26 protein-coding genes and 1 tRNA gene are annotated in these 26456 nt (G+C 31.2%); 12 read left to right on the top strand and 15 right to left on the bottom strand.

Going from position 1 to position 26456, the window contains the following annotated elements; all coding sequences use genetic code 11:
• Positions 1–6: 6 nt before the first annotated feature.
• The 5 genes from BQ4446_RS01990 to BQ4446_RS01970 are packed head-to-tail and all read right to left on the bottom strand — an operon-like array spanning position 7 to position 5100.
• Entirely contained in the window at positions 7–1248 is a 1242-nt protein-coding gene (locus BQ4446_RS01990) for an AI-2E family transporter (RefSeq protein ID WP_071026208.1), read from the bottom strand.
• On the bottom strand, positions 1241–1876 hold the full coding sequence (locus BQ4446_RS01985) for an HAD family hydrolase (RefSeq protein ID WP_071026206.1): 636 nt from the start codon (positions 1874–1876) through the stop codon (positions 1241–1243). Before BQ4446_RS01985 ends, BQ4446_RS01990 begins: the two co-directional genes overlap by 8 nt.
• Positions 1873–2733, bottom strand: a complete 861-nt coding sequence (locus BQ4446_RS01980) for a hypothetical protein (protein WP_071026205.1) — start codon at positions 2731–2733, stop codon at positions 1873–1875. Before BQ4446_RS01980 ends, BQ4446_RS01985 begins: the two co-directional genes overlap by 4 nt.
• Before the next feature lie 7 nt (positions 2734–2740).
• The gene (locus tag BQ4446_RS01975; RefSeq protein ID WP_071026203.1) at positions 2741–3607 is read right to left on the bottom strand and encodes a radical SAM protein; all 867 of its coding nucleotides are present in this window, start codon (positions 3605–3607) and stop codon (positions 2741–2743) included.
• Positions 3608–3642: 35 nt separating this feature from the next.
• Positions 3643–5100: a nicotinate phosphoribosyltransferase gene (locus tag BQ4446_RS01970; protein WP_071026201.1), complete on the bottom strand. Its 1458-nt coding sequence runs from the start codon at positions 5098–5100 to the stop codon at positions 3643–3645.
• A gap of 158 nt (positions 5101–5258) precedes the next feature.
• On the opposite strand from BQ4446_RS01970, the gene BQ4446_RS01965 reads away from it, so the two are divergent.
• The 3 genes from BQ4446_RS01965 to BQ4446_RS01955 are packed head-to-tail and all read left to right on the top strand — an operon-like array spanning position 5259 to position 7806.
• Positions 5259–6095, top strand: a complete 837-nt coding sequence (locus BQ4446_RS01965; protein ID WP_245149640.1) for a tRNA lysidine(34) synthetase — start codon at positions 5259–5261, stop codon at positions 6093–6095.
• A gap of 30 nt (positions 6096–6125) precedes the next feature.
• Positions 6126–6590 carry a pyridoxamine 5'-phosphate oxidase family protein gene (locus BQ4446_RS01960; protein ID WP_209019090.1) on the top strand — a complete coding sequence of 155 codons (465 nt, stop codon included), beginning with the start codon at positions 6126–6128 and terminating at the stop codon, positions 6588–6590.
• A gap of 10 nt (positions 6591–6600) precedes the next feature.
• Positions 6601–7806: an FprA family A-type flavoprotein gene (locus tag BQ4446_RS01955; RefSeq protein ID WP_071026198.1), complete on the top strand. Its 1206-nt coding sequence runs from the start codon at positions 6601–6603 to the stop codon at positions 7804–7806.
• Positions 7807–7990: 184 nt separating this feature from the next.
• On the opposite strand, the gene BQ4446_RS01950 is transcribed toward BQ4446_RS01955, so the two are convergent.
• On the bottom strand, positions 7991–9340 hold the full coding sequence (locus BQ4446_RS01950; RefSeq protein ID WP_071026196.1) for a D-alanyl-D-alanine carboxypeptidase family protein: 1350 nt from the start codon (positions 9338–9340) through the stop codon (positions 7991–7993).
• A 125-nt stretch (positions 9341–9465) separates the two neighbouring features.
• Between BQ4446_RS01950 and BQ4446_RS01945 the strand changes: the two genes are divergently transcribed.
• Entirely contained in the window at positions 9466–10020 is a 555-nt protein-coding gene (locus BQ4446_RS01945) for a glycoside hydrolase family 73 protein (RefSeq protein ID WP_071026194.1), read from the top strand.
• On the opposite strand, the gene BQ4446_RS01940 is transcribed toward BQ4446_RS01945, so the two are convergent.
• Positions 10010–10711, bottom strand: coding sequence for a hypothetical protein (locus BQ4446_RS01940; RefSeq protein ID WP_071026193.1), 702 nt, complete (start codon positions 10709–10711; stop codon positions 10010–10012). The genes BQ4446_RS01945 and BQ4446_RS01940 overlap by 11 nt on opposite strands.
• Before the next feature lie 58 nt (positions 10712–10769).
• Between BQ4446_RS01940 and BQ4446_RS01935 the strand changes: the two genes are divergently transcribed.
• From BQ4446_RS01935 to BQ4446_RS01905, 7 genes are all read left to right on the top strand, one after another.
• Positions 10770–11480 (top strand): hypothetical protein, encoded by a 711-nt coding sequence (locus BQ4446_RS01935; RefSeq protein WP_071026191.1) that lies wholly within the window; start codon positions 10770–10772, stop codon positions 11478–11480.
• A 117-nt stretch (positions 11481–11597) separates the two neighbouring features.
• Complete coding sequence (locus BQ4446_RS01930) at positions 11598–13157, top strand: stalk domain-containing protein (RefSeq protein WP_071026190.1); 1560 nt, start codon at positions 11598–11600, stop codon at positions 13155–13157.
• 199 nt (positions 13158–13356) lie between these two features.
• A complete protein-coding gene (locus BQ4446_RS01925; protein ID WP_071026188.1) occupies positions 13357–14661 on the top strand; it encodes an MATE family efflux transporter in 1305 nt (434 codons plus the stop codon).
• Positions 14662–14676: 15 nt separating this feature from the next.
• Positions 14677–15882: a hypothetical protein gene (locus tag BQ4446_RS01920; protein ID WP_071026186.1), complete on the top strand. Its 1206-nt coding sequence runs from the start codon at positions 14677–14679 to the stop codon at positions 15880–15882.
• A 634-nt stretch (positions 15883–16516) separates the two neighbouring features.
• Positions 16517–16786: an ACT domain-containing protein gene (locus BQ4446_RS01915; RefSeq protein ID WP_071026184.1), complete on the top strand. Its 270-nt coding sequence runs from the start codon at positions 16517–16519 to the stop codon at positions 16784–16786.
• A gap of 7 nt (positions 16787–16793) precedes the next feature.
• Positions 16794–18152, top strand: a complete 1359-nt coding sequence (locus tag BQ4446_RS01910) for a PFL family protein (protein ID WP_071026183.1) — start codon at positions 16794–16796, stop codon at positions 18150–18152.
• A 74-nt stretch (positions 18153–18226) separates the two neighbouring features.
• A tRNA-Arg gene (locus BQ4446_RS01905) sits at positions 18227–18303 on the top strand.
• Between the two features lie 44 nt (positions 18304–18347).
• Here the strand turns inward: BQ4446_RS01905 and BQ4446_RS01900 are convergent.
• Positions 18348–19820, bottom strand: a complete 1473-nt coding sequence (locus tag BQ4446_RS01900; RefSeq protein WP_071026181.1) for a C69 family dipeptidase — start codon at positions 19818–19820, stop codon at positions 18348–18350.
• Positions 19821–19880: 60 nt separating this feature from the next.
• On the bottom strand, positions 19881–20195 hold the full coding sequence (cutA, locus tag BQ4446_RS01895; RefSeq protein WP_071026180.1) for a divalent cation tolerance protein CutA: 315 nt from the start codon (positions 20193–20195) through the stop codon (positions 19881–19883).
• 81 nt (positions 20196–20276) lie between these two features.
• Here cutA and BQ4446_RS01890 point away from each other — a divergent pair, with 81 nt between their 5' ends.
• Positions 20277–20609: a phage holin family protein gene (locus BQ4446_RS01890; RefSeq protein WP_071026178.1), complete on the top strand. Its 333-nt coding sequence runs from the start codon at positions 20277–20279 to the stop codon at positions 20607–20609.
• Positions 20610–20698: 89 nt separating this feature from the next.
• Here BQ4446_RS01890 and BQ4446_RS01885 read toward each other — a convergent pair whose 3' ends face one another.
• From BQ4446_RS01885 to mnmG, 6 genes are all read right to left on the bottom strand, one after another.
• On the bottom strand, positions 20699–21118 hold the full coding sequence (locus BQ4446_RS01885) for a hypothetical protein (protein WP_071026176.1): 420 nt from the start codon (positions 21116–21118) through the stop codon (positions 20699–20701).
• On the bottom strand, positions 21118–22005 hold the full coding sequence (locus BQ4446_RS01880) for a PhzF family phenazine biosynthesis protein (RefSeq protein ID WP_071026174.1): 888 nt from the start codon (positions 22003–22005) through the stop codon (positions 21118–21120). Before BQ4446_RS01880 ends, BQ4446_RS01885 begins: the two co-directional genes overlap by 1 nt.
• The gene (locus tag BQ4446_RS01875) at positions 22006–22845 is read right to left on the bottom strand and encodes a ParB/RepB/Spo0J family partition protein (protein WP_071026172.1); all 840 of its coding nucleotides are present in this window, start codon (positions 22843–22845) and stop codon (positions 22006–22008) included.
• Positions 22842–23591: a ParA family protein gene (locus BQ4446_RS01870; RefSeq protein WP_071026170.1), complete on the bottom strand. Its 750-nt coding sequence runs from the start codon at positions 23589–23591 to the stop codon at positions 22842–22844. The genes BQ4446_RS01875 and BQ4446_RS01870 overlap by 4 nt, the downstream gene beginning before the upstream one ends.
• 273 nt (positions 23592–23864) lie before the next feature.
• A complete protein-coding gene (gene rsmG / locus BQ4446_RS01865; RefSeq protein ID WP_071026169.1) occupies positions 23865–24560 on the bottom strand; it encodes a 16S rRNA (guanine(527)-N(7))-methyltransferase RsmG in 696 nt (231 codons plus the stop codon).
• Positions 24547–26454, bottom strand: a complete 1908-nt coding sequence (gene mnmG / locus BQ4446_RS01860) for a tRNA uridine-5-carboxymethylaminomethyl(34) synthesis enzyme MnmG (protein ID WP_209019089.1) — start codon at positions 26452–26454, stop codon at positions 24547–24549. Before mnmG ends, rsmG begins: the two co-directional genes overlap by 14 nt.
• Positions 26455–26456 lie beyond the last annotated feature (2 nt).

Here is a 26456-nt window from a genome sequence, read left to right as displayed (position 1 = left end):
AAATTTTTATATTTTTTTCTTTTCGAGCTTTATGGATTTTTTATTTAATTTGTAGGTCGTGTATTCGGCAAGTAGGGTATAAATTGTAGATATTAATGGAATAAAAATCCACATTCCCACAACTCCAAAAAGTGATCCACCAACAGTTATTGCAACAAGAGTCCAAAGGGCTGGAAGTCCAACTGCTCCGCCAACAAGTCTTGGATAAATAAAATTTGATTCCAATTGTTGCATTATAAATACTATTAAAATAAATATAAAAGCTTTTGTTGAATTTTCAATTACAATTAATATAAAACCTACTGCTCCTCCAATAAAGGGCCCGATTATTGGAATTAAATTAGTAACTCCAACTAATACGGCAAGGGTTATGGCATTTGGCATCCCTGTTATAAAACAAATCGCAAACATTATGACGGCTAAAACTGTAGAGTCAATTACTTGTCCCTTTACAAATCCTTCAAAATTATCGTGTAATAAGGTAAAAACGTGTAGGGTTTTTTCAGAAACTTTTGGAGGAAAGACTGCAAATATTATTTTTTTAAATTGATATTCTAATGTTTCCTTTGATGACAAAATATAGACTGCAGATATTAGGGCCAAAACAAAGTTTACAAAGCCACCTAAAATGTTAGAAGCCGCTCCAAAGGCTTGTTTAAATGTTGAGTTTATTATAGTTTTATCTGAATCATTAGTCACAAAATCCCTAACTCTTTTAAAAATATTTGACCATGAAAGAGAATCATAATTTTTTTGTAGTTTGTCTGAATATTCATTTAAATATGGAACTTCACGTGTTTTATCAATTGCCTTTTGTACAAGCGAAGGAAGTGACTGTTGCAATTGGGCAAAAGAATCGATACATTGGGGCACAACTATTGACAATATTAAAAAGAACATTAAAAATATGGTCATAAATGAAAGAAGTATGGAAATGCTCCTCTTAAATTTCTGAAATTTTTTATTCTTAATCTTATTTAAAAGTTTCTCTTCATAAAAATTTAAAAGTATTTTTATTATGAAGGCAAAGGCTGCCCCTAAAATAAAGGGGAATAAAATCCCCAAAAGTCTTACAAAAAATCCATAAAGGCTTTTTTGGTTTAGAAATAGATAGCAAACAAAAGCCAAGGCAAAAAACATTAGAAAAAGTTTTTTATAAACATCATTGCTAAAAAATACTTCCTTAAAATTTAATTTTTTTCTTAACTCGCTTTCATGAGAATTTTTTCTTTCTTCAGACTCATTCATTTTTTATTTTCTCCAAAATTTCTTCTATTTCACTAAGCTCTTCAGCCTTATACATATAGCTACAAGTTTTATCTGCTTCTCCAGTAAAGATGCCTATTAAATTAAGTTCGCTTGAAAGATTAATATCTTCTCCATCTCCCGAAATTATTATAATTTTTTGATTCTCTTCTTCTTTTGAAAGCTCATAAATTAAGCTTGTTAAAACTTCAAATTTATTTTGGGGGCTTTTATTTAAATTTATGCCTTGATATCCTTTAAAATATTTTTCAAGATTCTGCATTTTTAAAATTTGGCCCACATGTAGGTTCAAAAGATTTGAAATTACATAGAGGTCATTATCCTTATAAAGTTTTTCTAAAAATTCACCTATTCCGTGGTAAATGTCAGTTTCTTTTTTGCCAACCCTATTATAAAAATCAACATACCATTTGTTGAAAGCCCTCGCTTCAATTTCTTTCATATTAAAAATTTCCATGGCGGTTTTTACAATTCCTTTTTCTAAGAAAGGAAGGAAAAATTTATCATCTGTAATTTCCCTTCCCATCATTGAAGAAGCTATTTTAAGTCCTTTAACCATGCCCCTTGTGGGGTCTATAATGTTATTTTCTAAATTTAAAATTATCTTCATTTTTTAAATAATTTGAGATATTCCTTCCAAACTTTCTCATTTATATTCAGCATTTCCTTAAAATAAAAATTCGTCATATTGAAATAAAAGCTTGCTTGTTTTTTAAAAAAGTCCCCGTAAAAGCTTGATTCCATTTCCTTATTAAAATCATTAATAATTTGGGGCAAGTTTTTATGATCATCTTTTTTATCCTTGCTGTCTTTATTAAAATCAGATGAATCGGAAGACATTTCCAAAATCAGTTCAAAGTCCTTGGACTTATCCCTTTCTCTTTTTTTATGAGGATTTTTTCTATAAGTTATTTTTATATCTTCATCATTTTTATAGAGGGCAAGTTCATTTTTTCCCCTAAGCATGGGAGAAAGTTCATTTTTTGCTTTCTTATATTCTTCTTTTAATGAATCTTCATCATTAGTTATGGTAATTTGGCCAGAATCTATATACACATAAGACTGATTGTTAAAAATTAATTCTGATTTTTCATAGATTTCCGAACCCTTAAGGCTAATAAATTTTGGTCCCTTAATGGATAAGATTACACTTTCTGGAACTTCTTTTAAATCTATTAAATAAATTTGAGCTTTTATTTCAAGACCATCTTTAAAGTCAAAGGAATCTTCAGCCTTTGCAAGGGCATAAACTTTTCCTGACCTAAGCCAAATATAATCATTTTTAGAAATATTTGAAAATCCTGAGATAAGACCCTTTAGGACCCCTTCCTTATATCCTTCTTCCCTTAAATATTCCTTAAGTTCTTCTATATCTTTTGAAGTTTTTTTGGCCTTTAAATAGATTAGGCCCGATTTTATAAATGATTTAAAATCTTCTTCCTTTAAATTATATCTATAAACTTTCATAAGCCTCCTAGAACCCCCTTAGGGCATCAGGTACATAAGACTTCTTTTTAGTCGTCTGATCAATTGCCCTTATTAAATCTTCCCTATCTTCATTTAAAGTTCCTGCTAAAAGTATATAATTTGATGCGTGATTTGACCTAAAAACCGTGCCTTCTGAATCCACATGTTCCAAAAATATTTTCATTTCTTGAAGAATCTCTTCAGGATTTGGCATAGTAAATTTTCCAGACATATAGTCATTATATAGGGGCGTGTTTCTATATATTCTCATAGTTAAGTATCCCACAAAATCAGGACTTGTCTTTGAAATAATATTTGCAGTTCCAATGGCATTTTGCTTCATTTTTTCAACTCCACCAAGGCCCGCAATTATTGTTATTGAAGTTATAAATCCAACTTCCTTACATTTTTTCATGGCCTCTATATAATCTTTTGTTGTGAGATTTTTTTGAACATCTCTTAAAATCTCATCATCACCAGATTCAAATCCTATATAAAGCATATCAAGGCCGTTTTCCTTTAAAAGTTTTAATTCTTCAATAGATTTTCTATTAATATCTCCTGCTGTTGCATAGGATGCAACTCTTTCAATATTGGGATAGTACTCTTTTATTGTCTTAAGGATCTCTAACAAGTCTTTAGTTTTCAAAACTAAGGCATCGCCATCTGCTAAAAAAATTCTCCTCCAATAAGAGCCATATGCACTCATTTCTATTAAATCTTTTTTTATATCCTCCAGTGGTCTAATTACAAAATTTTCATCCTTATACATGTAACAAAAGGTACATTTATTGTGAGCACATCCTATTGTTGCTTGAATTATTAATGATCTGGCCTCGCTTGGCGGTCTAAAAACATTTCCATAATATTGCATATTTCTCCCCTTCTCTTTCTTCTCCCTAAGAAAAATTATTGATTTTTGCCGTACTTCTTTAAAAGACTATCTCTTATAGTCCATAAATCTTCAGATAAGTCCACAATATATTCTGTTGGGTTATCAATTCTTGTAATTTCATCCCAAAGTAGACTTAATTCTTCCTTAGCCTTATCCCTAACTTGATCAAGGCTTGGCAAGTCATAAACCAATTCTCCCTTGTCATAAATTTGTACTAAAAGTTTTTTGGTGTAGTAATTTTTAAGAGTTTTTCTCTTCCATGTATAAATTGGATGGAAAATTTCATAAGAACCTTCAGGAATTTCTTCATCCTTTAAGCCAACAACATCGGCAATGGCCTTGTTAGAATCTTTGTCATAAAATCTATAGACATCCTTAAAGCCTGGTGTAGTAATTTTTGTTACATTTTCAGAAATTTTGATCTTAGGAATAATTTTTCCATCTTCACCTTCAATGGCAGTTAATTTATAAACTCCCCCAAAAACAGGTGATGATTTTGAAGTTATTAATCTTTCGCCAACTCCAAAAGAATCAACTCTTGCCCCTTGGTTTAAAATATTTTTAATGGTAAATTCATCAAGAGAATTTGATGCCATAATTGTTACATCTTTATATCCAGCATCATCAAGCATTTTTCTTGCTTTTTTTGATAAATAGGCAATATCTCCTGAGTCAATTCTTATGCCCTTAGGTCTAAAACCTTTTGGGACAACTTCCTCATCAAAAGTTTTAATGGCATTAGGAACACCGCTTTTTAAAGTGTCATAAGTATCCACAAGTAAATAGCAACTATCTGGATAAACTCTTGCAAAAGCCTTAAAAGCATCAAGTTCTGTGTCAAACATTTGAACCCAAGAATGGGCCATAGTTCCAACTGCTGGAACTCCAAACATCTTGTCCGCTAAAGTATTTGCTGTGCCAATTACTCCACCAATGTAGGCAGCTCTTGCTCCTAAATTTGCTCCTGAATAGCCTTGAGCTCTTCTAGAACCAAATTCAGAAACAGGTCTTCCATTTGCAGCCTTAACAATTCTATTTGCCTTTGTTGCAATCATTGATTGATGATTAATTGTGAGCAGCACCATAGTTTCCAGCATTTGAGCTTGAATTGCCGGCCCCTTTACAACAACAAGAGGTTCTTGAGGGAAAGCTATAGTTCCTTCTGGCATTGCCCAAACATCACATTCAAATTTAAAGTCTCTTAAATAATCTAAGAAGTCTTCAGAAAAAATTCCCTTGCCTCTTAAAAATTCAATGTCCTCTTCTGAAAAATGAAGATCTTCAAAATATTCTATAAGCTGTTCAAGACCTACTATGATTGCATATGTACCGTTGTCTGGCACATCTCTAAAGAACATTTCAAAGTAAACAGTCTTTTCTCCCATCCCTTCCTTAAAATATCCATTTGCCATTGTTAATTCATAAAAATCGGCTAAAAGGGTGAAGTTTTTTTCAATGTTGTACTTGTTCATAATTTTTTTAATACCTTCTTATTTTTTAATATGCTAATTTAATTATAACACAAGATTTGCTTTTATAGAAAATTTGGACAAATTATGAAATCTTATTTTTTTAAACTATATTTTATAAAAGTTAAAATATTAATGTGATATAATTAAAATAGATTGGTATGATTGATTATATGGAAGAAAAAGAAATTAAAAATATAAAAGATATAGAAAGATCTATAATTAAAACTTATAGAAGGGACATTTTTAAAAAATTCATTAAGGCTATAAAAGAATATAAGTTAGTTGAAGATGGAGATAAAATTGCTGTTGCCATTTCAGGCGGCAAGGATTCTTTAACTCTTGCAAAATTAATGCAGGAACTAAAAAGGCATAGACAAATGGATTTTTCTCTGGAATTTATTGCCATGAATCCAGGTTATGCTAAGGAAAATTTGGACAGTTTAAAATTTAATTGCGAAAAGCTTGGAATTCCAGTAAAAATTCATGATTCTGATGTCTTTTCTGTGGCTGAAAAACTTTCAAAGGAAGGCTCTCCTTGCTATATGTGCGCAAGGATGAGAAGGGGTAATTTATATGCCAAAGCTAAGGAACTTGGCTGCAATAAACTTGCCCTTGGTCACCATTTTAATGATGTTATAGAAACTATTTTACTTAATATTGTCTTTGCGGGCGATTTTAAAACTATGATGCCTAAATTAAAGTCCAAAAATTTTGAAGGTCTTGAACTTATTAGGCCCATGTATTTAGTTGAAGAAGAAGCAATTATAAGATTTATGAATTCCACTGGCTTAAAGGCTCTTGACTGTGCCTGCACCGTTACAAAAAAAAGGTCTGGCAACAAGAGATATTATGTAAAAAAACTTGTAGACCTTTTAAAAGAAGAAAATCCCAATGCAGACATAAATATTTTAAGATCTAGTGAAAATGTAAATATGGGACAAATTCTTGGATTTAAAGACGGGGAGGGGAAACACTCTTTCCTTGACTTCTATTAATAAAATATAAGGGGGATTTTTATGGTACCTATGAGAAGAAAAGAAAGGCTTTTAGAGGAGAAGGACTCTTACAAAATATTGGAAGAAAATAATTTTTGCCATCTCGCCTTTGTTGGAGAAGACGGATATCCGCAAAGTCTACCTCTAAATTATTTGCTTTTTGAGGGAAAAATTATATTTCACGGAGCCTTGGAGGGCCACAAGGCAAGAGTTTTTAAGGAGGAAACTCCTGCTTCAATAACTGTTGTTGAAACAAATGATTTCAAACCTAAAGAATTTACAACAAAATACAAAAGTGTAATGGCCTTTGGCACTGTAAGAATTTTAGAGGGCGAAGAAAAGGATAGAGTCCATAAAATTTTTACAGAAAAGCTTTCGGAAAATTATACAAGCCAAGAAGCTATGGATAAATATTTTGATCAAATAAATAAGTATACAAATGTTTATTCTTTAGATATTAAGGAAATTTCTGGTAAGTCAAATATTAAAAAGTAAAGGAGTAATTATGGAAAATTTAGTAACAGCTTTAATAAAAGATGATATTTATTATATCGGCACCAATGACAGACAAACTTCACTTTTTGAAGGAATGTGGCCACTTCCCAATGGAGTAGCCTATAATTCTTTTCTTGTAAAGGGAGAAAAAAATATTATTATTGACCTTGTTAAGGTGAATACAGTTTCTGTATATATTGAAAAAATCAAAGAAATTTTAGGAGATGATAAGCCTGATTACATTATTATGAATCACTTGGAACCTGACCATTCATCATCCCTTCCTTCAATTTTAGAGCTTTATCCTGACGTGGAAATAATTGTTTCGCCAAAGGCTGTAGATATGCTTAAAAATTTTTATGGCATAACAGAAAATGTTAAGGTTGTAAAAGATGGCGACCACTTAAAAATTGGCGATAGGGAATTTGATTTTTATACTACACCAATGGTTCATTGGCCAGAATCTATGGTTACTTATGAAGCATCAACAAAAACCTTGTTTTCACAAGACATTTTTGGAGGCTTTGGAACTTTAGATGGCGGCCTTTTTGACGACCAAGTTCAATTTGATAAACTGTACTTAGAAGAAGCTGCAAGATATTTTGTAAATATTGTTGGAAAATATGCAACACAAGCCCTAAAGGCATTAACAAGACTTAAAGAGCTTGACATAGAACTTATTTGCACAGTTCACGGCACAATTTGGAGAAAAAATCCCAAAAAGATTTTAGACCTTTACATTTCTCTTGCCAAGCAAGAAACCGTTAAAGGCTGCGTTGTAATTTATGGTTCAATGTACGGAAACACAGAAAGAATGGCTGAAGCAGTTGCAAAAGGTCTTGTGAAAGGAGGCCTTGATAATGTTAAAATTAGGGATGTAACAAAAACTCCTCTTTCTTATCTATTGGCAGACACTTGGAGATATAAGGGCGTAATTTTAGGATCTTGTTCCTATGACAATTCCTTATTCCCACCAATGAACTTTTTATTAACTGAAATTTCTCACCAAAGGATGAAGAAAAACTATTGGGGTATTTTTGGTTCCTACTCTTGGTCAGGAGGAGCCTTAAAAACTCTTAAAAAATATATGGAAGATGGAAAATATAATGTTTTGGAAAGACAGCCTGAAATTAAGGGCTCTGCAACAAGGGAAGACCTTGAAGAATTAATTGAACTCGGAAAGGAAATGGCAGCAAAGATTTTAGCTGAAGAATAATAAAGGTTAATTAAAAAACCATCACTTAGGATTTTTCCTATGTGATGGTTGATTTTTATATTTTTGAATAAAATTTTTATTGGCATATAATCTTTGAATTTTTTTATTAATTTGCCAGCAGCCTTTTATTTAAAATAAATCATTTGAAGGCAGCATTTCATTTGTATACAGCTTTTCTTTATATTTACTTAGCAAGCTCTATATTTCTAAAAATTTCTTCATAAATTCTTATAAATTTTTGGAGAATACCCTTTTGATAAACCTTGTCCTTAACTATTAAGTCACTTTCAAAAATAAGCTCTCCCCCTGCATAATATTTTACCTTTCCCACACTTGAGCCTGTTTCTATTGGGGCTGTAAGATTGGGATTTATTTTTATATCCTTTTCAATAGAATCCTTTGTATTTACAAGAACATAATCTTCTTTTTTTGCATAAACCGGCACCATTTCATCTTGAGAATCTGTAACTTTTATATTTGAAAGGGCCTTGGAAGTGCCTCCAATTAAAGTGTATTTATATTCTTCAAAGGCATTTGACATAAGCCTTCTTGCCGCTACATACCTTTGCCAATCTCCCCTTGACCCTGTTAAAATTCCAATTAATCTCATATCGGCAGTTTTTCCCTTAACTCCCTTTTTTATGCCAGTTTCAATTACAGTCCTTCCTGAAGCATTGGTGTATCCAGTTTTAAGTCCGTCAATTTCAGGAATTATTCCCAAAAGAGGATTTGTATTATATTCCAAAAAATTTCTCTCTTCGTCCTTTAAAAAGGCTTCTTTTGTGTAGTCTAAAATTTCAGGATGGTATTTTAAAAGCTCGCAGGAAAGAATAAACATCTCCCTTGTGGTCATCTTATTGTAATCTTCAATGGCATAATCTGTTAAGCCCGTTGGGTTTACCATATGGGCATTTTTCAGGCCTAGTTTCCTGCATTTTTCATTCATTAAAACGACAAATGCCTCTTTTGAACCTGAAATATATTTTGCAAGGGCAGTTATGGCATCGTTTCCTGAAACTATCATAGATGCCTTTATTAAATCTTCCACTGAAATATTTTGATTTTCCTTAAGTTCAAAAGTTGAGCCGCCAAGAAGGGCTGATTCTCTATCAATGGTAACTATGTCAGTTTTTGAAATTGATCCTTCAGAAATTTTATCTAAAACCACAAAAATTGAAACAAGTTTTGAAGTTGAAGCCATGGCCCTAACTTCGTCAATATTATAAGCCTTTAAAATTTTTTGGGACTTAAAATCACCAAGCAGATAGGAGGCAGTAAGATTTTCAAGAGAATAATTTTCATACTTTCTAATCTCTTGAGCTTCAGCTGCCGTTGCCTTTTGAACTCCTTCTTTAGTTGGAACTAAAATATTTTGATCCCTAACTTCTTTTGGCTCTTCATTTTCAGGATTTGCTAAATTTTCATTTGCCGCCTGTAAATTATTTTGATTAGTTTGACCTTCATTTATAGCATATGTGTTTATATTTAAAAAAAGTGATAAAATTGCAAGTAGAATAGCAATAGATTTTTTCATTTTCCACCTCTATTTTTCTATTTTAACAAATAAGAAATTAATTGTAAAATGCTGAAATTCCCAAATTTTAGAATTTCTTAAAAATTTAATTTTCTTTCTTATGCTATAATCATAAAGAGGTATATATGATTAGAAAATCTTGTGGATGTTTAATTTTTATAATTTTATTATTTTTTACTCTTGTCTTTATAATAAATATAAAATTTGAAGATAAGGAAGACTATAAAACGGCTTATTTAGATGAAACCCTTGAATTGGCAAAGTCCGTTTCAGATCGTTATGGTCTTTTTACATCTGTGGTCCTTGCCCAATCTGCACTTGAAAGCAATTATGGAAAAAGCGAACTTTCCCAAAATTATAATAATTATTTTGGCATAAAGGGAAAGGCGGGAAGTGAAGATGCCGTTTATTTTGAAACAACTGAAGTAAGAGATAATAAGGCCCAGAAAGTAAAGGAGCCCTTTAAATCTTTTTTATCTAAAAATGACTCCTTTAATTATTATGGCAAATTAATTACTGGCCTTAAGAGATATGAAAATGTTGTGGCGGCTCGTGATTTTAGAGAAGCTGCAAGAGCCTTGCAAGAAGGGGGCTATGCAACTGATCCCTCCTATGCAGATAAAATCATTTCAATTGTGGAAAAATATGAACTTGGCCAATTTGACAGCCCTAAACCTTAATAATTTTTAAATAAGCCTCTGGATCTTTAAAAATTCCTCCGCTATGTTTCGTTTCAGGAAAGGAAATAAAATCTGCTTTCAAATATTTTTCCTTTAATTTTTTAATATTTTTAAAGGACGGGTCAAGGTCTCCATAAATAAATAAAATTTTTTCAGCCTCCATCTTTTGAAATTTTGAGCCATTTATAGAGTTTAGAAAATTTTCAAGACTCTCCTTATCAATTTCTCCTGCCACAAGGCATATATTTTCATACATACCTGGATAAAGGCTCTTTATCCTATTTATTGTATTTTGGTCGCCAATAATTTTTTTAGAATAGGAGGCAAATTTTCTCTTTAAAATCTCTCTTATAATTAAATTTATTTTTACATTAATATAGCCGTCTAAAATGGCTTTTTTTACTTTTATGGCCCTCCTTGACAAAAGATCCATTAAAATATTTGCCCCATAGGAAAAGGAAAGGGCATAATAAAATTCTAAAAGTTCCTTGTCCCTCAAATATTTATAAATCAAATCACAATCCCTTTCAAAAGATATAAATTTTTCATCCCTATTTATTAAATCTGGATAGACAAAATAAAAATCAGGAAAGGATTTTTCAAATTTAGTTTTTAATTCTTCATCTATATTAAGTGGACTTACGATGAGAATATTGTTCCCGGTCCTCTGTCCAAAACCATTAAATTTCATAAGACACCTCTTTTTTAAAATAATTATACATGATATAATTTTTTGTGGGAGGGATATTTTGCCAAAATCTAAAACATTTATAACAATTTTATTATCCGCTTTTTTGCCCTTTGCTTTGGGCTTTTTTTATAAAAAACAAGATGCAAATGAAATGATTTATGTATATCTTTTTATGTGGACCATGATCAATTATTTATTCTTAACCACAACCATTTCTATTTTTCAGTCTTATAGAAAAATTTTGGCTTTGCCGGGAATAAATATTAGAAAGGCTACATATTATATAAATTTACTTTTATACACCCTAATAATTATTTTTGTAAATATTTATTTCACAAATATGCTTTATGATACGGGAAGTAAACTTATCTATAATCTTTCAAGCCCCTATATTTTAATTTCAATTTTTGTATTTTATATCATTAATCTTCAGTATGGAAATTTCCCCATAAAGGAAGATGGAAATCCAAATATTTACACAGTTCTTGCAAAAGGCTCATTTAAAAATGGTAGGGACAGATACGCAACTGTTGTTGGCTTTTATGACAAGGGCCTAGTGGTTGGAGATTATTATTTCCCCTATGAAACAATGAAATCCATTGGAACTGCCAAAAAGAAAGTTGGGATTTTTATAAAAGGAAGGGACGAAGAGGGAAATTACAGACTTAATATTGATTCCTTAAATTCAGCTGCAAGGGCAGTAATTATTTTAGAAGCTGCTGCTGAAAGGGGTAAGCTTGATAAAAATAAATTAAATTTTGACAAATAAGGAGAGTTAAGAATTCTTAATAATTTATTTAGAAAGAAAGTCAATTTGTAATATTATTGTAATTGTAGTTTAAAAATTTTCATAATATAATAAAATTATTAGACAAAGGAGGACATTATGAAAAAAAGAATTATTAGTTTAATAATGGTGTTTGCAATGATTTTATCACTTGTTGCCTGCACACCTAACACAACTGCTTATTTAGACGCATCAGCTAAGATAAATTCTTGGAAGGGTGCAAAAGTAAAAGCTGACCTTACTTATGACATCAAGATTCAAAATCCTGAAGACAAAAGTCAAAAAATTAACCTAAAGGTTCCTGCAAAACTTGAAGGAATTTCAGAAGGCCAAGACAAGGCTCAAATAAATTTAAGTCTTGATCTTAAGAGCTTAAAGGCAGAAATTGCAAAAATGGGAGAAGAAGAAGCTAAGGAAATCCAAAAATTTGGAGATAACTTATCTTTTGATATGTATGTTGACGGTGGAAGAATTATTATAAATAAAGATCTTTTCACTACTATTAACAGTGAAAGCTTTAAAGACATTAAGGAAAAATATATTGAACTTCCTAGTGAATATAATGTAAGTGGTGAGGCTTATAAATATCTTGCTTCTGAAGAATTTAAGGCAGATTTATTAGATCTTTACAAGACAGCTCTTCCTGATTTCAAACCTCTTAAAGACTATAAGGTGAGTGGAAATACTTATTCTTATGAAGCAACTTCTGATGATTTATTAACTGATGCATCAAAGGGTGTTGATTCAATTATTAAAAATTGGGATAAGACTACTGATAAGTTAGTAAAAATTCTTACTAAATTAGATTTGCCAAAGGAAACTTTAAATAAAGATGAAATTTTAAAATTAAAAGATTCTTATAAAAAAGAAGATTTAGACAAGGCTATTAAAGATTTAAAAGACCTTTTAAAGGGAACAAAAATTTCTGAAAAGACAACTTTTGAAGATGACAAAGTGTCTCAAGAAGTTAAGGTTAATTTAAGTATTAAAGACCTTATGACTTATGACATCACTATCAATTCTGTTACAACAAAAGATGAAAGTGTGAAAGTTACTATTCCTACTGATGTTAAAAAACTTACAACAGATGAATATATGAAGCTTTTCATGGGCGATATTGAACCTATTGTTAGTGTAAGACTTAATGGAAAAATTGTTGGCGATGGAGAAGGTAAAATTATTAATAACAGAACAATGCTTCCTTGCAGAAGTCTATTTGAAACTTTAGGATCTAAAGTTTCCTATGACGAAAAGTCAAAAGTTGTTACTGCAAAACAAGGAGAAAATACAATTATCCTAACTATTGGCAAAGACATTGCAAAAGTTAATGGTAAAGAAGTTAAACTTGACTCTCCTGCAGTAATTATTGAAAACAAAACTTATGTGCCTGGAAGATTTGTTGCTGAATCTTTTGGCTATAAAGTAAAATATGAAAAACAAGGTATTATTTCACTTGTTGACATCTACAATATTTCTGATGAAAAATTAGCAGAAGAAATTAAAAAAGCTGAAGCAGAAATGTTGGCAGAAGCTAAAAAAGCCTTTGAAGAAGCAAAAGCAGATGATAAAAAAGTAGAAGAAAAGAAAGAAAATGTAAGCGAAAAAATTGAAGAATCAGCAAAAAATGCTTCAAAAGCTATATTTTCAGTTCTTAGATAAGTAAAATAAGAGCCGGCTCAAAGCCGGCTTTTTTTATTTGTATAATTTAATAGGTTTTCTTAAGACTTTATCATATTTTTAAATTCAATTTTTGATTTCTTATAGGCTAAATAAAAAATAAACTTATAAATTTTTATTAAAGGCCTTTCCCGTATTTGAAAAGAAATTTCCTTATGTTATACTAGAATAAAGGTGAATTATGAAGCGATTTTTTAAGTTTACTCTCCCGTCAATTATGTCTTTATGGGTTTATGCATTATACACTATGGTTGACGGATTTTTTGTAGCAAATTTTATAGGTGAAATTGAATTTTCGGCAGTTAATATTTCCATGCCTTTAGTAACTCTTCTCTTTGCCCTAGGAATCTTATTTTCTGTAGGCACTCAGGCAAGAGTTGGATATAGGCTAGGAAAAGGAGAATATGATGAAGCTAATATTATTTTTTCAACGGGCTTTACGTCCTTATCTATAACGGGAATTATTGTCTCAATTTTACTTTTAATTTTTTTAAAACCTATCGCAAATATATTGGGGGCCAATAATCTAACCCATGATTTTGTATTAGAATATCTTGGAATTATTTTAGTCTTTGGCGTGTTTTTTATGGTAACTTACCAGCTGGAAGTTTTGGTAAAAGTTGATGGCTATCCGCATATTTCTATGATCTCTGTTGTGACGGCTGCCATTTCAAATATTGTCCTTGATTATTTATTTATAGTTCCCTTAAATATGGGAATTTTCGGTGCTGGTCTTGCAACTGGCATCTCTCAAGTTATTTCAACTCTTTTAATGCTAAGGCACTTCATTCTTAAAAAGGGAAGACTTCGCTTTACAAAAAAGGTTGATTTTAAAAGATTAAAAACCCTTCTCACCCTTGGCTTTGGAGATTCTATTTCTGAACTTTCTATGGGCTACACAACATTTTTATTTAACAACGTCCTTTTAAAAGTTTTTGGTCAAGATGGGGTTATAGTTTTTACTGTTTTATCCTATGTCCAGGTATTTGCCCAGTCCACAATGTCTGGTGTCAGCCAAGGTCTTGCTCCTTTATTTTCCTATGATTATGGAAGAGGTGCCTATGATCTTATAAAAAAATCTATTAAAAGAGGACTAGTTTTTGTAAGCCTTATTGCGATTTTTTTCTATATCTTTACCTATTTATTTAGGGTAGATGTTACACAATTATTTTTATCTGACAGCCCAAACCTGCAAATTGAAGCTGCAAATGCCATAAAAATTTTCTGTATTTCTTTTATCTTTATAGGGATAAACCTGCTTATGGTTACACTTTTTGCCAGTCTTGGCATGGGAAGGGTGGCATCTATTATATCCCTTCTAAGAACGCCAATTTTAATTTCTGTTGTCATGGCCCTATATTATTTTTATTCAGGAGGGGACAAAATTTGGTATGTCCTAAGTATTTCAGAAGGCATAACGACAGTTATTTCCCTAGGACTAATGAAAAAATATATTTTAGATGTTGCTAAGGAGAAAATAAAATAAAAAATGGGGAAGCCTATGAAAAATAAAAAATTTTATATTTTCATTTTAATAATAATGCTTTTAGGACTTGGATTTTTTTATAAATCCTATTTAAACTATCCCAAAAAAATTGTTGCTGAATCCATATACACTTTAGATGACAGCCTAATCCGTGAGATTTCAAAATTTTTCCCGGGCCTTGATATAGAAAAGACCTTTAGGGACTATGAAGAAAAGGGAACTTTCACCCTTTCATTTTTAAAAGTTGGAAGAGATGATTTTAAAAATTTTATCCTTATAGAGGACCCCTTAAATAAGAAAAAACTTTCCTATTATAGAATAGAAAACCCTGAGGATGCTAGAGAATATGGAGAAACTATTATAAATAATAATATTTATTTAACTTTTCCAAAAATTTTGGATAAATCTCTTTATATTGACAGAAACACAGCCTCTGTCATGGCAAAAAACACAAGTATTGCCAAGGATTTAAACTTTGATTTTACTAATGATTTTTTCCTCAGTCCACCAATGAGTCCCCTTGATAAAAAAACAAGACTAAAAAAATATTTGAGGGAAGAATGGACAGCATTCTTAAATTCTACTAGGGTTAAAAAGTTGGGAGAAGGTAAATATCAAATTATTATTAATACTAAGGACTCCACCAATCTTTTAAAAAATTTTGAAGACTTTTTAAAAAATGACGGTAGCCTTCCCAAAAGATATTATTCTTTTGCCGATGACTTTTTGAATATTTTTAATCAAAATCTGACTGATGAAAATATAAAAGTCTTTTATATGGACATTGACAAAAATAAGGACATTAAAAAAATTTACACATCTGACGAAAAATATGTCATTTCTTTAAAAAATCCCTTAATCATAAAATTTCCCAATCTTTCTTTAAAGGCCCGCTTAAGGACTTATGACCACCGAAATACTATAAATGCTCTTTTAAATGGTAGGTCATTTAGCCTATCTTATTATCCAAAAGACCATAAAATTTTTTCTTACTATAAGGGATGGTATTTTGACGGAGATTTTTATGACTTTAAGGCTGGCAATTATTTCAAAATTTCAGGTCTTTTAAATCATAAGGGAGAAAATAATAAAATAGCCCTTAACTTTTATAAAAATCCCAAGGAAATTAAGGAAAAAGATAAAAATTTTGAACTTTTAAAGTTTTCACAAGATGATTGGGACAAGGTAAAAGATAAGTTTATTCCTTACTTCGAAGAATAAATTATGTAAAAATAATTTACAAATCTAAAAATTTTTTTGATTTTTTTAAATTTTTTTGAAAAAACTTGTTTATTTTATAAATATTGGGTATAATAGCAATACCAAGATGCGTTAACTTAGTAGTATGATAAAAAGTTTATAGTCTTGGTAATGAAACTTGACAATTCCATTCCGATACAAAAAATCATTAAAAATTTATCAGTCTTTGACTTTAATATAGATAAAATTTAGAAGATTTAGATTTTAAATTGCTAAGAATAAAGTTTCAGATAAAAGATAAAAAATATAAACAAATATAAAATTTCAAAAACACAAATAATTGATTATGTAAAGTAAGATTGGAATTAATATTATATTTTGAAAGCAGTTTGATGACTACAAGTTTTGAGAGTTAGAAATTTGATTAATAGTATAAAAGCTAGTCTTTAGGAATATAATAAATAACAGTTTAGTCTAAAGTAAATTAGGTGATAAGAAGCGTGATTGAACCAAAAAGTTTTTATGGAATGGAAGTTGGAAAGTTTTTATAAAGAATGAATGATTATGAAAGATTATGGGAGGGCCTATAATAATAATTTATTCATTCTTTATTTTTTTGAGCTTATATTTTATACTAATATAAATGGAGGTTGTTATGAAAGCTGTAATTAATATTGTTGGTAAAGATAAGGTTGGTATTGTCCATAAATCTACAGGCCTTCTAGTAAAGTATGGTATAAATATTGTTGATATTAATCAAACTATTATTGATGGCTATTTTAATATGATTATGATTGTTGACATAAGTAAAATGTCAGGTTCTTTTGATGACCTGATTCGTGATTATGGAGAACTTGAAAGAGAAATTGAAGTTAAAATTAAAGTTATGCATGAAGATATTTTTAATGCCATGCATATAATTTGAGGTTTTTATGTATAGTAGAAATAATATTTTAGAAACTGTCAATATGCTTGACAATGAACTTTTGGATATAAGAACTGTAACTGTTGGAATTTCTCTTTTGGACTGTATTGATTCGGATATTAATAAGTCCATAAAAAAAGTCTACGATAAAATTTCAAGGACCTGTGAAAATTTAACCGCTCTTACAGACAAAGTTTCCAGAAAATATGCAATTCCCATAATTAATAATAGAATTTCTGTAACTCCAATTTCAATTATTGGGGCTGCTACTGGCGAAAAGTCTTATGTCCCCTATGCAAAAATTTTAGATAAGCTTGCAAAGGACCTTGGGATAAATTTTATTGGCGGATTTTCAGCTCTTGTCCAAAAAGGTTTTACTAATTATGACAGAGTATTAATTGATTCAATCCCTGATGCCTTAACAGAAACTGATCTTGTCTGTGCATCAGTAAATGTTGGATCCACAAAAGCTGGTATTAATATGGATGCAGTTAAAAAAATGGGCGAAGTCATAAAAAAGGCTGCTTATTTAACAAGGGATACTGATTCTTCAGCCTGCACAAAGCTTGTTGTCTTTGCAAATGCCATTGAAGATAATCCCTTTATGGCTGGAGCCTTTCACGGTATTTCTGAAAGTGAAAATTCTATTAATATTGGCGTTTCAGGCCCTGGAACTGTCTTATCTGCCCTGAAAAAAATTTCTAATAAATCCTTTACTGAAGTTTCAGAAACTATTAAAAAAACTGCTTTTAAAATCACAAGAATGGGGGAACTCGTTGGCAAGGAAGTTGCAAAAGAATTAAATATTCCCTTTGGCATCATTGACCTTTCCCTTGCACCTACACCCGCTGTTGGAGATAGTGTCGGAAGAATTTTAGAAGAAATGGGAGTAGAACATGTTGGCGGTCATGGCACAACTCTTGCCCTTGCCCTTTTAAATGACTGTGTTAAAAAGGGAGGAATTATGGCATCATCTCATGTTGGTGGCCTAAGCGGAGCCTTTATTCCAGTTTCCGAAGATGAGGGTATGATTGAAGCTGCCACAAATTCCTATATTAATTTAGATAAACTTGAGGCTATGACAAGTGTCTGTTCAGTTGGCCTTGATATGATTGCCATTGCAGGGGATGTTCCGGCTGAAACCATTTCTGCGATTATAGGAGATGAAGCTGCGATTGGAGTTATAAATGCTAAGACAACAGCAACAAGATTAATTCCAGTCTATGGCAAAAAAGTTGGCGATACTGCAAATTTTGGTGGCCTTTTAGGATACGCTCCAATAATGGATATTGGATCTTATTCTTCAAAAAAATTAATTGACAGAACCGGACAAATTCCGCCACCAATTCATTCATTTAAAAATTAAAGGAAAAACATTATTGTGCCAGTTTTACATAAACTTGACATAATAATGTTTTTATCTTAAAATAAGTTTACTGTGTCCACGTAGCTCAGTTGGATAGAGCACACGCCTCCTAAGCGTGGGGCCGGAGGTTCGACTCCTCTCGCGGACGCCAAAAAACCGGGAACTTTGAATCCCGGTTTTTTTATATAATATTATCTAGGCATCAGACCTTGAAAAAGAATTTTTCATATATAGAGATGCTATATATAAAACCTCGTCTAAATACTTATCGGTTGCTTCTTTCGTAAAGTCTGCAACTTCTTCATTTGCTTTTTCAAGGAACTTTTTAATGTCCTTAATACTTCCTTTATTTTTCTTAAATTCCTTGTCATATTTATTAATAATTTCATGCCCCTTTGATAAAACTTTCATTTGGTAAGCTTCCGTTGAAGCTTGAGTTTCGGCAAAGTTTGAATCACAAAGGACTCCAATAATTCTATTGACCCAGTAAAAATTTTCACTTGTTGGTGTCAAGCTTGTGTTTGCAAGATATTTTGGAGTTTTTGAAATATTTGTATAAAATGGAATTAAGCCGTTAAAAACATTTGAACCAAAGGCAAGCCATTCAATGGCCTTAATTTCTTCATCAACATAAGGCCTAATTTGTGTAAGGGCCAAAACATCATCTCTATTAATTCCAATTGGCCTAAATTTTCCTCTTTGATCTCCTTGGCCATGTCTTCCATAGGGATCATAGGGCGTTCCTTCATAATGATTTGAAAGGATTGTCTTAACATCTTCAATTGTAATTTTTCCTTCAGGAACCATTGACCATGGAAGATTATTAGAAGATGGTTTGAATTCCGCATCAGGTCCATCAAAACTATAGGTATTTTTGTTAAAATATCTTAACATCACCCATGCACGAGGAGTGTTGTAAACATGGTCTTCATAACTATCTGAACCAAAGGCTTCTCTAGGATTAAAATTTCCCTTTAAGCTTAAATCTAAATGATTTTCCTTAATAAATTCTCTTAAATCTTCTGAACACATATGAGATTCTTTTTTTGAAAAAGCATCTTTAAAGTCAAATTCATCAATACCTAATTGGTTTGGCATAACAACATATGCGTCGTCAGGAACTTTCTTTGCTATCCAGTGATGACCTCCTATTGATTCAAGCCACCAAATTTCATTTTCATCTTGGAAGGCAACGGCATTACTTTCATAGGTTCCATATTCTTCAAGTAACTTTCCAAGCCTTTCAACCCCTTCTCTTGCTGATGAAATATAGGGAAGAACTATAACAATAAAGTCTTCTTCGCCAATCCCTCCCTTTTTAATTATTCCTTCTTCATATTCAACTAGTGGATCTGCTCCTAAAACCCTTTCATTTGTTGTAATTGTTTCTGTAGCTGTCATGCTAACATTTTTTTCATTAATTCCGCAAGCTCCCCAAACGCCTCTCCATTTTTTTACATTGGGAAGGCAGGTGTAAGAAAAAGATTTTTCAGGGAGTTTTATTTCGCAGTCAGTTCTAACAGATTTATAATCAACTACTTGATCTTCTGAAGATACATAGATAAATTTTTTTGCCTTAAACATACCTGAGGATGAATCTTCAATACGTGCCACCATAGTTGAACCGTCATAACTTGCATTTTTACCAATTAATATAGTTGTACACATAATATCTCCTTTTAATTTCCCTATCTAATTATAAAATATAATTACTCCTTAAAAACTTTCTTAATTTTCTAAAGGGATTATATTAATAACGGGTATTTCGTAGGGATGATTTTCCTTTATAATTCTAAAGGTCTTGTCCTTATTTTCACTTTTTATCCTAAATTCTAACTTTAATTCCTTAACTTCCTCTATTTTCATCTTTTCTCCAATAAAGGGATTAGAGTCCTCAAGGGGCCTAAAATGGCCAAGAACTTCAGTTGCTGCAAAAACATAGTCATAGGGACCATCAATTAAAAGTGAATTTTTATTTAATTCATCAATTAATTTCTTGCTATTTTCCTTAGGTATAAAAACTTCAAATTTAAAATAAGTCATAAAATCCCTCCATCTATTAATTATACTAAAAAATGTTTAAAATTCTAGTTTTTTGGATAAATAAGAATTGGAGGGATAAAAATGATTAAATTAATAATTAAAATTTTAGTTAGTGCTTTAGCTATTTTAATAGCTTCATGGCTACCAGGTGGCTTTACTGTATCTTCTTTTGGAACTGCAATTATGGCTGCAATTGTAATCGGAATTTTAGACTGGGCAATTAATAAATTTGCCGGTATTGACGCATCACCTTTTGGAAGAGGAGCTGTTGGTTTTATAGCTTCTGTTGTAATTTTATTTTTAACAGGAAAATTTATTAAGGGATTCCAAGTAACTTTATTAGGAGCAATTGTTGGTTCTGTTATTTTAGGAATCGTTGATATTTTCATTCCTGCAGATAAAAGGCCTATGTAATAAAAAAAATATTGTCCATCTTAGGCAATACTTTTTTTGGTATAAAAATCCCCTAAACCCTTTGATGTAACTAGGATTTGGGGGATTCTTCAATATACATTATACTTATCAATTATTTTATCAATTATTTCAGAATTTCTCCTATTTAAATAATACCAGGTATTATTTACCCTTATAGTCTGTCCGCCCTTCACAAATTCAATTTTCTTTCCAGTCACCAAATAAACATTTACATAATTAACCGCATCAACTGATGAGTCGGGGCTGGTTTTTTTGCCCCTTAATTTATTTAAGGACCCAGCTATATCCTTTATTTCCTTAGAATTTTTTATTGTCTTCATGACATCTGTTTTTCTGGCAATTATTTCAATATACTCAACTTCTCTTAAATTAATTTTTGCCAGGCTATTCCTCGATGAAATAATGCTTGTTCCAACAATTATAAGTAAGGCAAAAAAAAGGATTAAAACTATTCTCCATAATTTATTAGATTTTGAATTTCTCCTCATTATATCTTCAAAACTCCGTTCATAAAGCTATAAGCCCTGCCCCCAACTTTAACATCATTTGTAACTTCATTATATCCAGCAATTATTTTAGAAATTCTTCCCAAAAATTTTCCTTGATTTGAATAGATAATATTAGGTTTTTCCCTTAAATTATTGTGAAGATAATACATTGTTGCTGCTGTTGAAGTTCCTGATCCCATTTCTTCATTCATACCAATAATTGGAGAGAAGGTTCTTTGAGTTGTATTTTCCCCATCTTTTGTTGTAAAGACATTAAAGGAAATTATATTTTCTCTTTCAGAAAATTCTATAGCCCTATCTATATCTAGCTTAATTTTATTTAATATTTCCTCATTCTTAACGGGGATTATAATGTCCCCAAGGCCTGTTGAAATTTTTTCTGGATAGCAATCGCAAATTTCAAGTCCCACATCTTCCTTTTTAAGATTCAATATATTTAAAATCTTTGAAAAATCCTTAATTTTTTCTTCATTTCTAAGCTTTAAAGTCATAAATATATGCTTGATTTTATTGTCCCTATATTCAAGCTCAACTTTAATTTTTCCAGCCTTAGTATATTGTGTTATCTTTTGTATGCCTTCTTCCTGAGGAAGAATGTACTCATTTTCTGCTAATGCATAAAAAGTTGCCATTGTTGCATGACCACAAAGCTGTATTTCCTTTTCAGGTGTATAAAATTCCGTATTATAGACACCTGTATCCAGCCTCTTTATAAATACGGAAACAGGCTGTTTTATGTCTTTAGCAATGTTTTGTTTTTCTTTTGGGCTTAAATCACCTTTGTCAATTATAACTCCTGTTGAATTTCCCTTAAAGGGGCCATCTGTAAATGCTGACACCAAGTACATATTATAGAATCTGGCCATCTAAATCCTCCCTAAAATTAAATCGCAAATCCTTTGTAAATCATCTTCATTGTAATATTCTATTTCTAGTTTTTTGACCTTGCCTCTTCCTTTAAAAACAACTTTTGTTCCCAAAAAGCTTGTGAGTTCATCCTTAATGTTTTCTGTAAAGATATCAATACCTTGATCTTTTTTACTACTTAACTTTTCAGTTTTTGCAACTGATATAGAATTTTTTACAATTTTTTTTGCTTCCCTAAACTGTTTTTCCTTATCCTTTATTGATAAAAGAGCCTTTCCATGAGATGGAGAAAGATCTCCTTTAAAAATTAAATCAATTACCCTTTCATCTAAATTTAGAAGTCTAATTGTATTTCCAATATATTGACGGCTTTTGCCTACTTCCTTTGCAAGGTCTTCCTGCCTTAAATTATATTCTTCAATTAAGTATTTATAGGACCTTGCCTCTTCAATAGCGTTTAAATCTTCTCTTTGAATATTTTCTATTAAGGCAATTTTATCTGACTCTTCAGATTCTATGTCCTTAATAATTGCCGGAACCCTTTCAAGACCAGCAAGTTTTGCAGCCCTAAATCTTCTTTCTCCTGAAATTACTAGAAATTTATCGCCATCTTTTTTTAAGATAAGCGGCTCAATTATTCCATAATTTTTAATGGATTCAGATAGCTCCTTTAAGCTCTCCTGATCAAAATATTTTCTAGGCTGATTTTCATTGGTCATTATTAATTCAAGATTAATTTCCATAAAAATATTTTTTTCGGGATATATAATCTCATCAATTTCACTTTTATTTGATAAAAAATTACCCAGACCTCTTCCCAAGGCTTTCTTTTTTGTCATTTTACACCTACAACTTCCTTAGCTAATTTTAAATATGCCTTCGCACCCTTTGAAGATGAATCATAATCAAAAATTGTGACACCAAATGAAGGGGCTTCTGCTAATCGAACGTTCCTCGGAATTATTGTTTTAAAAACTTTTCCCTTAAAAAATTTTTTTACTTCCTCTGCCACTTGCTGAGATAAATTATTTCTCGGGTCATACATGCACATTAAAACACCGCCTATTTCTAAATTTTTATTAAAATTATCTCTAACAAGATTTATGGTGTCCATAAGCTGGCTTACTCCTTCTAAAGCGTAATATTCGCACTGAACAGGAACAATAATAGAATCTGTTGCTATTAATGACATCATTGACAAGATGCCAAGGGATGGTGGACAATCAATAATTACATAGTCATAGGAGTCCTTAATTTCATCAAGGGCCTCCTCTAATTTATATTGCCAATTTTCATCTCTTGCAAATTCAATTTCAGCACCAGCAAAATCGCTGCCTGAAGGTACAAGGCTAAGATTTTTATATTTAGTATTATAGACCGCTTTTTTTTCCTTAGAATTTAAGAAGTCATAAATCATATAATCATAATCTTTCAGATCAAGGCCTGAACTGGTGTTGGCCTGTGGATCCATATCAATAATTAATACTCTTTTCTTTAGTTTTGCTAGGCCGTGACTTAAATTAATAACAGTGGTAGTCTTGCCAACGCCGCCTTTTTGATTAAAAACAGTAATTACTTTCGCCATTTCAAACCTCATTTCTATTTATATGATAACAGAATTTTATAGATTTTTAAATATATAATAAAAAATGCTCCTTGTGGAGCGTAAAAATAAATTTTAATAAATCTTAAATCCTAGCCTCTTTATTGACGTTAATTAAAATAATCAATTTATTATTTTAAAAATTTTGTTTAAATGTTCAATTTATTTCTATACCATTTTTTCTCAAAATATTTTTAATAATTAATTCACTTACAAATAAAAAATGCTCCACGTGGAGCAATTGATTTTTTTAATTTATAAGGGCTTGTTTTTAGGTTTCCCTCCAGCCCTTGGATATTTTTTATCTGTCATATTTATTTTTTTAATTATTAAAAGATAGTGAGTTATTTCTAGGGGGAGTTTTATTTCAACTAAATCTTCCACTTGTCCTCCTAAAATATTAATAGCTCTTTTTCCTTCTTTTAATTCTTCCGCAGCTTCTGGTCCTTTCATGGCAATAAAATATCCGCCTACTTTTGTGAAAGGAAGACAGTATTCTGAAAGGGTCGAAAGTCTTGCAACTGCCCTTGATGTTACTATGTCAAAACTTTCTCTAAAATTTTCATCTCTTGCCATTTCCTCGGCCCTTCCATGGATAGGTCTAATGTTTTTTAATGCAAATTCTTCAATAACACTTTCCAAAAATTTTATCCTTTTATTTAAAGAATCTACCAGAGTAATGTCTAAATCTCTATTGTATAGTTTTAATGGGATTCCTGGAAATCCCCCTCCAGTACCAAGATCTAAAATTTTACTATCATTTTTTATTAAGCCAATTTTGAAAAGTGAAAGAGAATCTAAAAAGTGCTTTACATTAAATTCATTTTCATCTTCAATCCTTGTAATGTTAGTCTTTTTATTATATTGTAAAAGATACTTTCTAAATTTTTCAAAATCTGAAATATACTCTTCAGAAAGATTATAAGCTTTAAAATAATCACTTAAGTTCATTTTGTCTCCTCATCTGTTCAAGGTGAATTAATAAAACATTTATATCAGCGGGGGAAACTCCAGTAATTCTCATAGCCTGACCAATGGATTCAGGTCTTGTTCTTGCAAGTTTTTCTCTAGCCTCCAGCCTTAGACCTTCAATTTTTTTATAGTCTAAATTAAAATCAAGTTTTTTATTTTCAAGTTTTTTAAACTGTTTAATTTGAATTTCCTGCTTTTTAATATAGCCTTCATATTTTATTTCTATTTCAACATTATCTACTATATCTTTTCTTAAGTCAGGCCTTTCAGGGTCAAGGGTTTCAAGTTTTTTATAGGTTAGCTCCGGCCTTTTTAAAAGTTCCGCCAAACTAATTGTCTTTTTTAGGTCTGTTGAACCCAAATCCATTAAATTTTTATTTACTTCTTCTGTAGGATTGATTTTTATCGATCTAATTCTTTCAAATTCTTTTTCAATATTTTCTTTCCTATAGAGATATTTTTCATACCTTTCGTCATCAACAAGACCAAGCTTGCGTCCAATTTCAGTTAATCTTAAATCTGCATTATCCTGTCTTAAAGTTAATCTATATTCACATCTTGCCGTCATCATTCTATAAGGTTCTTTTGTTCCCTTTGTAACTAAATCATCAATTAAAACGCCAATATAGGCCTGAGATCTGTCTAAAATACAAGGGTCTTTTCCTTGAACTTTTAAGGCAGCATTAATTCCAGCAACAAGACCTTGAGATGCCGCTTCTTCATAACCTGATGATCCATTTATTTGACCTGCAAAAAATAATCCGTCAAAATCCATATGTTCTAAACTCCTCTTTAAAAGAGTAGCATCAATTGCATCATATTCTATGGCATAAGCTGGTCTTAAAATTTTACAATTTTCAAGGCCTAGAATTTCCCTATAAAATTTATTTTGAACCTCCACAGGAAGGGATGATGAAACACCTTGTATATACATTTCATCAGTGGTTAAGCCTTCAGGTTCTATAAAAACTTGATGAGAATCTTTGTCTTCAAACCTCGTTACCTTATCTTCAATTGACGGGCAGTATCTTGGACCCTTTCCAGTAATATCACCAAGAGATAGGGCAGACCTAGAAATATTTTTCCTAATAATTTCGTGACACTTTTCTGTAGTGTACGTTAAATAGCAAAGCTCCTGATCTATGTCCATATCCTTATCATAATTTAAAAAGGAAAAAGGCGTAACTTGTGGGTCGCCTTTTTGCTCTTCCATGCCTGAAAAGTCAATTGATGACCTTAAAACTCTTGCTGGTGTCCCCGTTTTTAACCTCATAAGTTTCATAGAAAAATCTTCCTCTAAAGATTTTGAAAGGTGATTTGCCGGTCCAAAACCAGTAGGGCCAGAAGAATAGTTAACTTCCCCCATATAAATCCTACCCCTCAAATAGGTTCCAGTACATAAAACAACAGCTTTAGCGCCATAGCGAGCCCCATTTCTTGTTAAAACGCCGGTGATTTTATTGCCATCTCTTAAAATTCTTATAGCTTCATCTTCTTTAAGGTCTAAATTTTTTTCATTTTCAAGGACTCTTTTCATTACTTCGTGGTATTTTCTCTTATCCGCTTGAGCTCTAAGGGAGTGGACAGCAGGGCCTTTTGAAGTATTAAGCATTCTTGACTGGATAAAGGTCTTGTCTATATTTTTTGCCATTTCTCCACCAAGAGCATCAATTTCCCTAACTAAATGACCCTTTCCTGTCCCACCAACATTGGGATTACAGCTCATAGATACCACTGAATTTAAATTTATACATAATAAGAGAGTCTTAGCTCCCATTCTTGCAGATGCAAGAGCAGCTTCACTGCCTGCATGGCCTGCACCGACAACAATTGTATCATAACTGCCGGCATCAAAATATTTTACTTCTGCCATAA

Origin of the sequence: Peptoniphilus raoultii (genome assembly GCF_900099555.1) — a bacterium.
In the GTDB taxonomy this organism is placed as follows: Bacteria; Bacillota; Clostridia; order Tissierellales; family Peptoniphilaceae; genus Peptoniphilus_A; species Peptoniphilus_A raoultii.
Note: the sequence above shows the minus strand (reverse complement) of the source record. Positions and strands in the feature narration are given on the sequence as shown.

Bases quoted from the DNA above. Each gene is read 5' to 3' on its own strand.
- BQ4446_RS01990 (WP_071026208.1), bottom strand. From the start codon at position 1,248: ATGAATGAGTCTGAAGAAAGAAAAAATTCTCATGAAAGCGAGTTAAGA.
- BQ4446_RS01985 (WP_071026206.1), bottom strand. From the start codon at position 1,876: ATGAAGATAATTTTAAATTTAGAAAATAACATTATAGACCCCACAAGG.
- BQ4446_RS01980 (WP_071026205.1), bottom strand. From the start codon at position 2,733: ATGAAAGTTTATAGATATAATTTAAAGGAAGAAGATTTTAAATCATTT.
- BQ4446_RS01975 (WP_071026203.1), bottom strand. From the start codon at position 3,607: ATGCAATATTATGGAAATGTTTTTAGACCGCCAAGCGAGGCCAGATCA.
- BQ4446_RS01970 (WP_071026201.1), bottom strand. From the start codon at position 5,100: ATGAACAAGTACAACATTGAAAAAAACTTCACCCTTTTAGCCGATTTT.
- BQ4446_RS01965 (WP_245149640.1), top strand. From the start codon at position 5,259: ATGATTGATTATATGGAAGAAAAAGAAATTAAAAATATAAAAGATATA.
- BQ4446_RS01960 (WP_209019090.1), top strand. From the start codon at position 6,126: ATGAGAAGAAAAGAAAGGCTTTTAGAGGAGAAGGACTCTTACAAAATA.
- BQ4446_RS01955 (WP_071026198.1), top strand. From the start codon at position 6,601: ATGGAAAATTTAGTAACAGCTTTAATAAAAGATGATATTTATTATATC.
- BQ4446_RS01950 (WP_071026196.1), bottom strand. From the start codon at position 9,340: ATGAAAAAATCTATTGCTATTCTACTTGCAATTTTATCACTTTTTTTA.
- BQ4446_RS01945 (WP_071026194.1), top strand. From the start codon at position 9,466: ATGATTAGAAAATCTTGTGGATGTTTAATTTTTATAATTTTATTATTT.
- BQ4446_RS01940 (WP_071026193.1), bottom strand. From the start codon at position 10,711: ATGAAATTTAATGGTTTTGGACAGAGGACCGGGAACAATATTCTCATC.
- BQ4446_RS01930 (WP_071026190.1), top strand. From the start codon at position 11,598: ATGAAAAAAAGAATTATTAGTTTAATAATGGTGTTTGCAATGATTTTA.
- BQ4446_RS01925 (WP_071026188.1), top strand. From the start codon at position 13,357: ATGAAGCGATTTTTTAAGTTTACTCTCCCGTCAATTATGTCTTTATGG.
- BQ4446_RS01920 (WP_071026186.1), top strand. From the start codon at position 14,677: ATGAAAAATAAAAAATTTTATATTTTCATTTTAATAATAATGCTTTTA.
- BQ4446_RS01915 (WP_071026184.1), top strand. From the start codon at position 16,517: ATGAAAGCTGTAATTAATATTGTTGGTAAAGATAAGGTTGGTATTGTC.
- BQ4446_RS01910 (WP_071026183.1), top strand. From the start codon at position 16,794: ATGTATAGTAGAAATAATATTTTAGAAACTGTCAATATGCTTGACAAT.
- BQ4446_RS01900 (WP_071026181.1), bottom strand. From the start codon at position 19,820: ATGTGTACAACTATATTAATTGGTAAAAATGCAAGTTATGACGGTTCA.
- cutA (WP_071026180.1), bottom strand. From the start codon at position 20,195: ATGACTTATTTTAAATTTGAAGTTTTTATACCTAAGGAAAATAGCAAG.
- BQ4446_RS01890 (WP_071026178.1), top strand. From the start codon at position 20,277: ATGATTAAATTAATAATTAAAATTTTAGTTAGTGCTTTAGCTATTTTA.
- BQ4446_RS01885 (WP_071026176.1), bottom strand. From the start codon at position 21,118: ATGAGGAGAAATTCAAAATCTAATAAATTATGGAGAATAGTTTTAATC.
- BQ4446_RS01880 (WP_071026174.1), bottom strand. From the start codon at position 22,005: ATGGCCAGATTCTATAATATGTACTTGGTGTCAGCATTTACAGATGGC.
- BQ4446_RS01875 (WP_071026172.1), bottom strand. From the start codon at position 22,845: ATGACAAAAAAGAAAGCCTTGGGAAGAGGTCTGGGTAATTTTTTATCA.
- BQ4446_RS01870 (WP_071026170.1), bottom strand. From the start codon at position 23,591: ATGGCGAAAGTAATTACTGTTTTTAATCAAAAAGGCGGCGTTGGCAAG.
- rsmG (WP_071026169.1), bottom strand. From the start codon at position 24,560: ATGAACTTAAGTGATTATTTTAAAGCTTATAATCTTTCTGAAGAGTAT.
- mnmG (WP_209019089.1), bottom strand. From the start codon at position 26,454: ATGGCAGAAGTAAAATATTTTGATGCCGGCAGTTATGATACAATTGTT.